8 protein-coding genes are annotated in these 12,563 nt (G+C 54.3%); all 8 read right to left on the reverse strand.

All coding sequences use genetic code 11. The annotated features are described in order from the left end of the window. Window positions 1–5 precede the first annotated feature (5 nt). Window positions 6–275 (reverse strand): K+/H+ antiporter subunit F, encoded by a 270-nt coding sequence (locus OUO13_RS19375; protein ID WP_283175558.1) that lies wholly within the window; start codon window positions 273–275, stop codon window positions 6–8. Continuing rightward, window positions 269–757: a Na+/H+ antiporter subunit E gene (locus OUO13_RS19380; RefSeq protein WP_283175559.1), complete on the reverse strand. Its 489-nt coding sequence runs from the start codon at window positions 755–757 to the stop codon at window positions 269–271. The genes OUO13_RS19375 and OUO13_RS19380 overlap by 7 nt, the downstream gene beginning before the upstream one ends. Before the next feature lies 1 nt (window position 758). Next, entirely contained in the window at window positions 759–2,258 is a 1,500-nt protein-coding gene (locus OUO13_RS19385) for a monovalent cation/H+ antiporter subunit D (protein WP_346429373.1), read from the reverse strand. Next, entirely contained in the window at window positions 2,255–2,632 is a 378-nt protein-coding gene (locus tag OUO13_RS19390) for a Na+/H+ antiporter subunit C (RefSeq protein WP_283175560.1), read from the reverse strand. Before OUO13_RS19390 ends, OUO13_RS19385 begins: the two co-directional genes overlap by 4 nt. Next, a complete protein-coding gene (locus tag OUO13_RS19395) occupies window positions 2,632–5,427 on the reverse strand; it encodes a monovalent cation/H+ antiporter subunit A (RefSeq protein WP_283175561.1) in 2,796 nt (931 codons plus the stop codon). The genes OUO13_RS19390 and OUO13_RS19395 overlap by 1 nt, the downstream gene beginning before the upstream one ends. Window positions 5,428–5,644: 217 nt before the next feature. After that, window positions 5,645–6,706 (reverse strand): uroporphyrinogen decarboxylase, encoded by a 1,062-nt coding sequence (hemE, locus tag OUO13_RS19400; protein ID WP_283175562.1) that lies wholly within the window; start codon window positions 6,704–6,706, stop codon window positions 5,645–5,647. Between the two features lie 129 nt (window positions 6,707–6,835). Beyond that, a complete protein-coding gene (locus OUO13_RS19405) occupies window positions 6,836–10,993 on the reverse strand; it encodes a hypothetical protein (protein WP_283175563.1) in 4,158 nt (1,385 codons plus the stop codon). Between the two features lie 148 nt (window positions 10,994–11,141). After that, window positions 11,142–12,557: an FAD-dependent oxidoreductase gene (locus OUO13_RS19410; RefSeq protein ID WP_283175564.1), complete on the reverse strand. Its 1,416-nt coding sequence runs from the start codon at window positions 12,555–12,557 to the stop codon at window positions 11,142–11,144. Window positions 12,558–12,563 lie beyond the last annotated feature (6 nt).

Below are 12,563 nucleotides of genomic sequence, written 5' to 3' on the forward strand. Positions count from 1 at the left end.
TCTCCTTATTCGATGATGTCGCCACGCAGCAGGTATTTGGATACCGCTGCGGTGCTCACAAAACCCAGCATGGCTATCAGCAGTGCCGCTTCGAAATACAGGCTGGTATCAAAATAGATACCCAGCAGGATGATCATGGCGATGACGTTGATATACATGGTATCCAGCGCCAGCACCCGGTCTGTCACCGACGGGCCACGCACCAGACGCCAGGCATTTAATACCAGCGCCAGCCCGACCACACCGGCCACCCACAACAAGAGTGTATTCAGCATGCAAAAATCTCCTTGAGAGGGGCTTCGTAACGTTCCTTGATGGAACGCAGCAACGCCTGCTCATCCGTTACGTGCAGGGCGTGGATATACAACCAGCGACGGTCTTCGGAAAAATCCATACTCACCGTGCCCGGTGTCAGGGAAATGGTGCTGGCCAGCAAGGCTTGTGGTAAATCCCCCTGAATATCCAGCGGCAAGGCCAGCAAGGCCGGACGCAGGCTGCGATTCGGGCGCATCACCAGAATCGCTACCTCGATGTTGGAGCGCAGGATGTCCCACAACACAATCAGGGCATATACCAGCGCCTTGCCGGGTTTGCGCACTGGCGCTTGTGGATCACTGAGCGGGGCCACCAGCCACGGAATCAGTACCGCCAGCAGTGAACCCAGCAGCAGGTGTCCAATCGAGAAGTCGTTTAACAACAACCAGGTCAACAGCAATACCGCTGTGTGAATCGGCATGGGTAACAAGGCTTTGTTCATCTCAACGGCCCTCCGGTAATACCAGCTGCATGCCTGCGAGCAGGTCGGCAGCGGCACGATCAGTAAAGGCCGTTAACCAGCCAGCCAGCACCACCATCAGCACCAGCGCCACCAGCAGCACCCCGATACCGGCCAACTGGCGGGTATCAATCGTTACCGGTACGGCACGGCCACGACTGCGCCAGAAAATGCTGCTACCAGCACGAGACAACACCAGCAGCGCCGCCAGACTCGACAGCAGCAGCGGTGGCCAGATCCAGCCAGCGACACCTTCATCCAGCGCTGCACTCAGCATCAGTGCCTTGCCGATAAACCCGGAGAACGGTGGCATACCAATCAACGCCAGTGCGGCGATAAAAAACAGCCCGCCGAGCAAACGGGGATGCGCCAATGGCCGTCCACGCACAAAGCGGTCTTCCGACTTGCCACGCTGGCCCATGATCAGACCGGCAATCAGGAAAATCAGCGCCGTCGCCAGCGTACTGTGGACCAGATAATACAAACCGGCCGCCGTTGTGGATTGCGCCGGATTGGCAACCATCAACAACAGACTGCCCACCGACACAATCACCAGATTGGCAGCCAACGCCCGCAGAGACTGGCTTGCCAGCACAGCAACCACACCCAGCGCCAGTGTCAGCCACGCCATTGGCCATAACCACGGCAAGGCAACATTCGCCAGTGCCCCGGCGTGTTCACCAAAGATGGCGGAATGCACCCGCCACAGGCTGTAGATACCAATCTTGGTCATGATGGCAAACAACGCGGCAACCGGTGCCGGAGCTGCGGCGTAAGCCTTCGGCAACCAGAAATGCAGCGGCAGCATGGCGGCTTTCAGACCAAACACCACCAGCAACAGCAGGGCTCCGACCTTGGCCAGATACAGATCATCGTTCTGGATCAGCGCCGCGTTGGCCTGCATGTCGGCCATGTTCAGCGTACCGAAAGTGCCGTACAGAATACCCAACGCAAACAGGAACAGTGCCGAACCCGCCAGGTTGAGGATCACGTAGTGCAGGCTGGCGGCGGTTTTGGCTTTACCACCACCGTGGATCAGCAAGGCATAGGAAGCGATCAGCAACACTTCGAAGAACACGAAGAGGTTAAAGATATCACCGGTCAGAAACGCGCCCTGAATCCCCATCACCTGGAACATCAGCAACGGCTGGAAAAACCGGCCGCGCTCATCTTCACCAGCACTGGCAAACAGCTGAACCGCCAGCAACAGCACCGAGGTCAATAACAGAAGCAGAGTCGCCAGACGGTCGGCGACCAGCAGGATGCCAAACGGTGGTTTCCACTCCCCCACGGCGTAAGCCTGGGTACCGTTGTGGTCAACCAGCACCAGCAACCAGACCGCCAACACCACCGCCAATACCGAGGCCACTGTGCCCAGACGGCGCTGCAGCACCATGTTGCGCGAGACCGCCGGAATCACCATCAAGGCTCCGGCCAGCAGCGGCAACAGAATCGGAAGGATCACAACATGCTGAAACATCATGAGTGCTCCCGTCGTTCGCGGCGCTGTTCAGCACGAGCTGACAACTGGGCAGGCGGCAGATGACCATCCACATGGTCATTCCCGAGATCGGCGCGCGCGCGCATGGCCAGAATCAGCACAAACGCGGTCATGGCAAAACCGATCACAATCGCGGTTAACACCAGCGCCTGTGGCAGCGGATCGGTGTACTCACTGGCCGTGCCCAGAATAGGCGCAGCGTTGATGGTGAGTCGTCCACTGGCAAACAGAAACAGGTTAACGGCGTAAGACAACAGGGTCAGGCCCAGAATCACCGGGAAGGTGCGTCCGCGTAACATCAGGAACACACCGGCGCCGGTCAGGAAACCAACCCCCAGAGCGTATGCAAATTCCATTATTCATCTCCTGTACGGATACGTTCGGACGTGGTGAGCTTGCCAAGGTTGGCCAGAATCAGCAGGGTTGCGCCGATCACCGTCAGATACACGCCGAGATCAAATACCATGGCACTGGCCAGTTCGAACTTGCCAACACCGGGCAAGTAGAAGTAGTCGTACCAGGTTTTCAGGAAATTGTGGCCAAACAGCCAGCTGCCCAGGCCTGCGGTCAGTGCAATCAGCAGACCGGAAGCAATCAGGGCCTCATAACTGAGCGGCATACGCTGTTTCATCCACACCACACCGTGCGCCACGTACTGCTGGATCAGGGCAATAGCGGTAATCAGACCCGCAATAAAACCGCCACCCGGCATGTTGTGACCACGCAGGAAGATATAAGCCGATACCAGCAGCGCCAGCGGCAACAGACTCTGTGACACCAGTGCCAGCAAGGCCGGATGACGTTCACGCGCCCAGGCTCGGCCGTCATCATCCGCCGATGGCATCGCCAGGGTCATACGCGCCAGCAGCTTGTAGATCCCCAGCGCCGCAATCCCCAGAACGGTGATTTCGCCGAGGGTATCAAAGCCCCGGAAGTCGACCAGAATCACGTTGACCACGTTGGTGCCACCACCACCGGTTTTGCTGTGCTCCAGAAAATAACCGGAGATACTGTCCAGCGGACGGGTCAGCAAGGCATAACAAATGGTGCCCACCACACTGCCGAACAACACGGAGACACCCAGGTCACGCATCATGATACGCAGCGGGCCATCCATAATCGGCCCGTGTCTTGGCAGAAAAAACAGCGCCAGCAGGAACAGCAACACCGTCACCACCTCTACCGACAGCTGGGTCAACGCCAGGTCAGGTGCCGAGAACCAGGCAAATGCCACCGACACCACCAAGCCAACAATCGACAGGGCCAGCAACGCCCACAGGCGCTGATGACTCCACCATATGGTCAGCAAGGTACCGGCAATCAACAAGGCGGTGCAGAACACCACACCCCAGTTCAGCGCCAGTTCCGGGCGGCCACCGGCGGTATTGAGCAGATCCATCAAAGGCCAGGCCATCAGGACCAGCGCCAGCAGCAGCATCAGGAACATGGCCCGCTGCATCGAGCCATTATCAATCAGATGGTGCAGCTGACCGGCTTTCCGGACCAGGCTCTGTACCGAGGCTTCAAACACCAGCTTGGCATCGCGTTCAGCAAACTGGCTCTGGAACTGGAACAGGAAACGACGATTGACATAAATCGCCACCCCGCCGCTCACCGCCAGCATACTCATCAGTAACGGCAGGTTAAAACCGTGCCAGACTCCCAGTTCAAACTCCGGCACCGGAGCCTGCAACACGGCACCAGCCGCGGTTTTTAACAACGTGCCCACCATCAGATCCGGGAACATCCCCACCAGCAAACAGAGCACCACCAGAATCTCGACCGGCACCCGCATATAACGCGGAGGCTCATGGGGAGTCTTGGGCAGATCAATCGGCTGGCCGTTAAAGAACACGTCGTGCATAAAGCGCAACGAGTAAGCCACCGAGAAGGTTGCACCAATGGTCGCCAGCAATGGCACCCACCAGGACAAGGCCCCGAAGGTGTACTGCTCAAGCGTTTCAGCAAACATCATCTCTTTCGACAGGAACCCGTTCAGCAACGGCACCCCCGCCATCGACGAGGCCGCGACCATCGCCAGCGTTGCCGTCACCGGCATAAACTGCCACAAGCCGTTCAGCTTGCGCATATCCCGGCTGCCGGATTCGTGGTCGATAATACCGGCCGCCATAAACAGCGATGCCTTGAATACGGCGTGGTTGATGATGTGAAACACCGCAGCGACCGGCGCCAGCGCCGTACCCAGGCCCAGCAACAGGGTGATCAGACCCAGATGACTGACGGTGGAGTACGCCAGCAGACCTTTGAGGTCATGCTTGAACAAGGCGGTGTAAGCACCGACCAACAGCGTAGCCATACCGGTCAGGGAGACCACCACAAACCAGAGGTCGGTACCGGCCAGCACCGGATAAAAACGCGCCAGCAGGAACACACCGGCTTTCACCATGGTCGCCGAATGCAGGTATGAACTGACCGGCGTTGGTGCCGCCATGGCATGTGGAAGCCAGAAGTGGAACGGGAACTGTGCCGACTTGGTAAAGGCACCGAGCAGAAACAGCGCCAGAATCACCGGATACAGCTCACTCTGACGCAGCAGATCACCACTGGCGAGCACGGTCGCCAGATCAAAACTGCCCACTTCATGGCCAATCAGGATCAGAGCCCCCAGCAGAGCCAGACCACCGGCCCCCGTAACCGCAAGCGCCATCCGTGCGCCCTTGCGGGCATCGGTACGCCACGACCAGAAGCTGATCAGCAGGAAGGAGCTGATACTGGTGAGTTCCCAGAACAACCACAGCTGCAGCAGGTTGGCGGACAACACCACCCCGAGCATCGCGGTCATAAACAGAATGAGGCTGGCATAAAACTGTCCCATCGAATCACGATCCGACAGGTAATAACGTGCGTACAGGATCACCAACAAACCAATGCCCAGAATCAGCAAACAGAACAGCCAGGCGAGGCCATCCAGATGCAGAGCCAGGTTCAGTCCGAGGGCGGGGATCCATTCAGCATGTAACGAAGGAACCTGACCAGACATAACCACTGGCGCCTGTTGCAGCAGCAACATCAACGCAATGGCGGGCGGCAAAGCGGTCATAGCCGCACAAACATTTCGCCCGTATCGTTCGGTCAGGAGTGGCGTCACAATGCCCATCATGGGCAATAGCAGAATCCATAACAACGTCATGTGGACAGTTGCCTCTTGGTACCGGAGTTATTTCAGTACCTGCAGAGACTCCGAAGAGACTGCCGCAGGCGGTGTACAAACCCGTCACCCAGCATCATTACTGACAGTAATTGACACTGAGCAACCGATTTGAGACACCAAGCCTGCCGCAAAAAGTTCCCAAAAAACAGTACGTTCTGACTATTAATGGGATAATTCACCACTACTGGTGCGAAGATTAGTGGAATTCAGGACTCAGCTCGACCACTGCTTCCACAAAGGCACGGGCATTTTCGGGATCCACAAACTGGTGAATACCATGGCCGAGGTTAAACACATGACCACTACCCTTGCCGTAACTTTCGAGGATACGTTTCACTTCTGCACGAATAGTGGCCGGTGATGCGTACAGCACGGATGGATCCATATTGCCTTGCAGGGCAACCTGATTACCCACTCGCGCACGGGCAGAGCCAATATCCGTGGTCCAGTCCAGACCCAGAGCATCCGCACCGGTTGCCGCCATGGCTTCCAGCCACTGACCGCCGCCTTTGGTGAACAGAATCACCGGAATCTTGCGACCTTCGTGTTCACGGATCAGACCGGCAACAATCTGCTCCATGTACTTGAGGGAAAACTCGCGATAAGCCACGTCACTCAGGCTGCCACCCCAGGTATCAAACACCTGTACCGCCTGGGCACCGGCCAGAATCTGGGCATTCAGGTAATCAATGACTGACTTCGCCAGCACATCCAGCAACTGGTGCATGACTTCCGGTGTGTCGTACATCATGGCCTTGATATGACGGAAGTCCTTGGAAGAACCGCCTTCAACCATATAGGTCGCCAGAGTCCACGGACTGCCGGAGAAACCAATCAGCGGCACACGACCATTCAGCTCGTGACGGATGGTTTTGACGGCTTTTAATACGTAATCCAGATCACGCCCGGTATTCACCACCTGCAGGGACTGCACGTCGGCTTCGGTACGAATGATCTTGTTAAAACGCGGACCTTCACCGGCTTCAAAATACAGACCCAGCCCCATCGCATCCGGGATGGTCAGGATATCGGAGAACAGAATCGCCGCATCCAGAGGGTAACGATCCAGCGGCTGGATGGTGACTTCACAGGCCAGTTCCGGGTTCATACACAGCGCCATAAAATCACCGGCCTTGGCACGGGTAGCGCGGTATTCAGGCAGGTAACGGCCAGCCTGACGCATCATCCAGATCGGAGTGCGATCAACAGGCTCGCGCAGCAGCGCCTTGAGGAAACGGTCGTTTTTCAGTTCGGACATGGTGGTGACATCCTGACGATACAAAGGCGGCGATGATACCAGACTTTGTGGAGCGGGTTTTGAGTCAGGTTAAAAGAGGCAGAAAGAAAAACCGGCGCAGAGCGCCGGTTTTAGGGGGGGAACGTCCGATCAGTTCAGCTGAATGCTGGTACTGGATGAATCAAGAGTACCCGTCACAGTGACTGATACCGGAATACCATCCGGCGCATAGCTAACCCGATACAAACGGCCAAAGGTTGGCAGACCAATATCCGGACAAGCGGCATTGGAGCAGTCAGCGCGCAGACCAATGCTGTTACCGACATCGCCAGAATCACCAAAAATCTTGTAACCATCACCAGAGGCAGAGAAGGTAGTACCGCTGGCAGGCATGTTGCCATTCAGATCCTGCAGGAACACATAGAAGGTGCCGCCATTGATAGCATCCAGAGTAATTCCGGATACTTCGGTGTAGGTCGCCCCATCGTATGTGTACAGACGCATATTCGGTGCTTCGTTATAGCTCTGCACAATACGAATACTGTCACGTACGTGCATCATCTCGGCGCAGTGACCTGCGGCTTTGGCAGCAGTAGTACAAACAGCTCCCTGATATACCGTTGGAGCAACAGTGAACAGTCCGTCGGTATTAAAGTCAGCAAAGAACTCTACAGGCTGGCCATCGGTGTTTTCATCCGGTGCATCAACACCATTTACGTAGAAGCTCCAGTTATCATCACGAATGGCCTCGGCGTATTTCACAAAAGGTTCAGTACCGTTAAACAGACCATCACCATCGGTATCGGTAAAACCACCTTCACCCTGGGTATAAGCAGTAATAGTGGTCATGCCGCAGATTGTGGCGTTTGTATTCGCAGACTCATCACAAGCGGAATCCAGAATAAAGCTGTCGTATTTACGTGCTTGCGGATCCTTGTCGTTAACTCGCTGCAGGCCTGCGGCATGTTTACCAGGACGGGTGCCAGAGCTGGTCCAGGTTACAGAACAGCTACCACTGGAAGTGGTGCAGTAAGACTCAATCTGGCCACTTTCCGCAGTAAAGTTCACCACAGTGCCATCCGCTACCGGGTTCTGATACTGGTCAGCGGCGTACGCCGTTACCGTTACAGTTACGCCGTTTTCGTTGTAAGCAGCCGGGTTAAATGTATCCACTGCAATGTCAAAGCTGTCCTGATCCGGAATACCAGTGGTCACCGAGATTGGCTGAGAACTGGTATAGATAGTCTCACCATCATCGGTTTCCACCGCCGCACGTACAGACGTGATTGCATGACTGGTACCCGCATTCAGGATTGCGGTGACCTCACCGTTAGAGTCAGTCACATCATAAGCAGCGGCCAGGTAAATACCACCGGTGGTGTTATTCAGGGTGAAATCAACCTGCTTGCCCACCACTGGATTATTGGACTCATCCACTACCGCAAAGGTCAGGGTAGTCAGTTTTGGCAGTACGGCATCACCGATACTGGCGATGGAGATAGCCGTTGCAGAGGCACCGGAGTAGGTAATCGCACCAATCTGGATTGGGTGAATATAGATAGTACCGGTGGCTGGGGTTGAGCTCAGAAGCGTGGTCATTGCACCATCAACCACCTTGTAGAGATTCACTTCAAAGTGATCTTCTTCACAGATATCGGAAGTATAGGTAAAGGTAATGGTGCCGGAGGTTGAGGTCTTTTCAGTCGCATCAAACGACGCCGTACCATCCTGCACACAATCAGAACTGATGGTCATACCATAAGCAGTACCACTGATGGTTTCATAACTGTTATTGGCATCACCCACGTTGGCAACAATCAGCATGGTGCCACGAGCAGACAACTTGGCTGCATCTTTCTGGGCATCGGTCATGGTGTCGTATTCGATTTCACGAACGTTGTTCACCAGCAGCTGGCCAGTATAGAAAGTACCACCATCAACCACACCCAGGGTTGGCGCCAGCCCTTCATTAACGGTTACATCAAAGGTTTTGGTATCCAGACAGGCCGAAGTAGAAGTCGCTGAACATGGATTATTACGTTCGTAAACCACCAGAGTGATTTCGTTATTACTGTCAGAGCCGGAGCTCACACAGGTATCCAGATCAGTAGTGTAACGGGTGGTGATTACACCAGCGGAAACCACTTGTTTCTGCACACTGAAAGAAGAGTCACCACAGCTGGAGAACCATTCAGCAATATAGTCTTCATCCGAAACCAGTGAGTTGCTGTCCAGCGGGTTCACCAGGTTTACAGAAAATTCGGTTTCATCTTCACCGGAAAGGGTAACAACACCACTGACACTATCGTCAATAAACGCGGACCCACTACCAACACCTAACGCCGGTTTGGCGGTATCAATGGTTGCTGATGCTGTTGCCAATGGAGTGGCAGTGCTGGTGTCTGCGCTGGCACGGAACAGCTCAACAGTAATCGCGGCACCACCATCACAGGTCAAGTTGCGATAGGTGCTGGTTACAGAACCAGAACTGCTGACAGTGCGGGGAATAGAAAACTCACCAGAACCGTCACCAGAGCAAGACGCACTAAATATATACAAATATGCATCGGTCAAAAGAGCGTTGCTATCCAGTTTGTTAACGGCTGAAACATCAACGGTCAGGCTTCCACCAGCCAGGATTTGGGATTCGCTCAGCCCCAGGCGGCCTTCATAAAAATCAGCACCACTGCCCGAACCCAGAGCAATCTCAACATCAGAGTTAGCCTCTTCAGATACAACAACGGTCACACTGGCTGTGTCGAGTGTTATCCCTTTATAGCTTAAGGTCAGGGTTACAGTGTTATCACCCTCACACGAGGCCAATGGCACGTCATAGCGGGTTTCAATCGATCCGGATGATACAGACTGACTGGAAACACTAAAAGAACCACATGATGCAGCCCAGGTAGCCAGATAGTCGTCATTACCAGCAAGACTATTGCTATCCAATGGATTCACAACCGTTGCAGATAGTACGGTTTCTTCGAGGCCAGAAAGGTCTGTTGTACCTGCAATTACACCATCACGGAAACTTGACCCACTATTGCTACCCAACACAGGAACAGCCAATTCAAGGCTACCAGATGCTGACGCCAGAGGCGCGTCTGTTCCCACAACCGCAGTTGCGGCATATAGGAATACACGAACAGTATCAGAACCAGTACAGGCTGGTTTGGTTGAACGATAAATGCTGGTTGCGGAACCATTGGCATTCGTGCTGGAGAGCACCGTCATCTCAGCATTACCAGCAGCAACACAATCTGATGAAAATACATACTTGTAGGATGAGCTGAGAGACGTGTTTTCAGAATTCTTATCTACACCACTGACAGCAATGGTGACGTCATCGCCAGTCAAAGCCTTGCTCATCGAAAAGGACAAAGCACCTTCACGGAACGAAGAACCAGTGCCAGTACCAATCGATGGAACAACAAGCTCTTCACCGCTATCGCTGGTTGCAATATTCACAATGGTGGTAGTGGTATCCAGAACAACCGTAGGGGCTGCAGTGCGATACAGCTTGAGGGTAATAGTCTGGGCGCCCAGACAAGAGGTCAGATTGCCATCATAACGTGTTTCAAATGCACCGGCAGACAAGTTCTGACTGGAAATGCTGAATGCACCATCGGCACAGGAGCTGGACCAGCTGATGCTGTATTTATTAGAGCTGACCAGACTGTTGGCATCCGCCGGATTGACTGCGTTGGCACTCAGAACAGTGGAGCTTGTGCCTACCAGAGCCAGGGTGCCACCAATAACAGCATCCTGATAATCAACGCCGGTACCAGAACCCAATTGAGGAGCCACTGCGGATACCACAGCCGAGGCAGAGGCAACCGGGCTATCAACACCAAGGGTTGCACTTGCTTCATAAAGCTCGGCAGTAATAGTGTCAGAACCAGTACAACCTTCATTGATATAGGTCGAAGTGACCGAACCCGTAGAGTTGAAGGTAGACACTGTAGTGAAACGCGCAGTCGGGGTAGAAGCACTTGCGCAAGTTGAACTGAAAACATACTGGTAATTATCAGTGATCAACGAGTTGCTATCGTTTTTGTCTACAGCAGAAACAGCGACAGTCAGACTATCCCCGATCAGCACATTAGTCGCAGAAAGTGTCAGGCCACCCTCGTCAAAAGCACTACCAGAACCAGCACCCAGAGCAATTTCAACGTCAGGATCAGTTCCTGTATCAGTGCCGGTATCCGTACCTGAGTCCGAACTCGACCCCGCAACCGGGCCACCGCCCCCACACGCGGTCAGTGCCAGCGTCAACAATAGGCTGGTCAGTAAACCGGATTTTGACATGAACGTACGCTCCTTCTATGGATTCCCGACACTTTAATACGCCGGGAAGCATAGCATTTACAAAGACGTTCAAGCCACAAACAAAAAACGCGGCTTGCGCCGCGTTTTCTGTTACAGATCACAAAAAGGACGGTTCGTCCCCGATCCGTTATACACCGAGGTAATCAAGGATACCTTCAGCAGCCTGACGGCCTTCGTAAATGGCGGTTACCACCAGATCAGAACCACGAACCATGTCACCACCCGCGAACACTTTCGGGTTGGTAGTCTGGTGTTTGAATTCCTGATCCGCCGGAGCAACCACACCCTGCCAGTCGTTCAGCTCAATACCGAACTCCTTGAACCATGGCGCCGGGCTTGGACGGAAACCGAAGGCGATCAGCACAGCATCTGCTGGCAGGATCTCTTCAGAACCTTCCACTACCTGTGGACGACGACGGCCTTTTTCATCCGGTTCGCCCAGTTCAGTCGTTACTACTTTAACGCCCTGAACCTTGTCGTCACCAATGATGGCAACAGGCTGACGGTTAAACAGGAACTTCACGCCTTCTTCACGCGCGTTGGTTACTTCGCGTTTGGAGCCTGGCATGTTGGCTTCGTCACGACGGTAAGCACAGGTCACGCGGGTAGCGCCCTGACGTACAGAAGTACGGTTACAGTCCATCGCAGTGTCACCACCACCCAGAACCACAACCTGCTTGCCCTTCATGCTGATAAAGTCTTCAGCAGACTTCTCAAAACCAAGGTTACGATTAACGTTGGAGATCAGGAAATCCAGAGCGTCATGAACGCCTGGCAGATCTTCACCCGGGAAACCGCCCTTCATGTAATTGTAGGTACCCATACCCAGGAATACGGCATCGAACTCATCCAGAATGGTCTGGAATTCAATGTCCTTGCCCACTTCGGTGCTCAGACGGAATTCCACGCCCATACCTTCGAATACCTTGCGACGGTTAACCATCACAGATTTTTCGAGTTTGAACTCTGGAATACCGAAGGTCAGCAGACCACCGATTTCAGGGTACTTGTCGAATACCACCGGAGTGACACCGTTGCGCACCAGAATATCAGCAGCGCCCAGACCAGCAGGGCCGGCACCAATAATGGCGACGCGTTTGCCAGTTGGTACAACCTTGGACATATCCGGCTTCCAGCCCATGGCGAAAGCGGTGTCGGTGATGTACTTCTCGACGTTACCAATGGTCACAGCGCCAAAACCGGCGTTGAGGGTACAGGAACCCTCACACAGACGGTCTTGTGGACATACACGGCCACACACTTCTGGCAGGGTGTTGGTCTGATGGCTCAGCTCTACCGCTTCCAGAATGTTGCCCTCACTGGCCAGTTTCAGCCAGTTAGGGATGTAGTTGTGTACCGGGCACTTCCATTCACAGTACGGGTTACCACAAGCCAGGCAGCGGTGCGCCTGGTCGGTCACCTGCTCCTGCTTGAATGGTTCGTAGATTTCCACAAACTGCTTTTTGCGAGTGGAAATCGACTTTTTCTTCGGGTCCTGGCGACCCACATCGACAAACTGAAAATTATTGTTCAGACGTTGCATCTCGAA

This window comes from Parathalassolituus penaei, from assembly GCF_026626885.1.
GTDB lineage: Bacteria > Pseudomonadota > Gammaproteobacteria > Pseudomonadales > Oceanobacteraceae > Oceanobacter > Oceanobacter penaei.

Excerpts from the sequence above, each read along its gene's own strand:
- OUO13_RS19375 (WP_283175558.1), bottom strand. The coding sequence starts at position 275 with ATGCTGAATACACTCTTGTTGTGGGTGGCCGGTGTGGTCGGGCTGGCG.
- OUO13_RS19380 (WP_283175559.1), bottom strand. The coding sequence starts at position 757 with ATGAACAAAGCCTTGTTACCCATGCCGATTCACACAGCGGTATTGCTG.
- OUO13_RS19385 (WP_346429373.1), bottom strand. The coding sequence starts at position 2,258 with ATGATGTTTCAGCATGTTGTGATCCTTCCGATTCTGTTGCCGCTGCTG.
- OUO13_RS19390 (WP_283175560.1), bottom strand. The coding sequence starts at position 2,632 with ATGGAATTTGCATACGCTCTGGGGGTTGGTTTCCTGACCGGCGCCGGT.
- OUO13_RS19395 (WP_283175561.1), bottom strand. The coding sequence starts at position 5,427 with ATGACGTTGTTATGGATTCTGCTATTGCCCATGATGGGCATTGTGACG.
- hemE (WP_283175562.1), bottom strand. The coding sequence starts at position 6,706 with ATGTCCGAACTGAAAAACGACCGTTTCCTCAAGGCGCTGCTGCGCGAG.
- OUO13_RS19405 (WP_283175563.1), bottom strand. The coding sequence starts at position 10,993 with ATGTCAAAATCCGGTTTACTGACCAGCCTATTGTTGACGCTGGCACTG.
- OUO13_RS19410 (WP_283175564.1), bottom strand. The coding sequence starts at position 12,557 with ATGCAACGTCTGAACAATAATTTTCAGTTTGTCGATGTGGGTCGCCAG.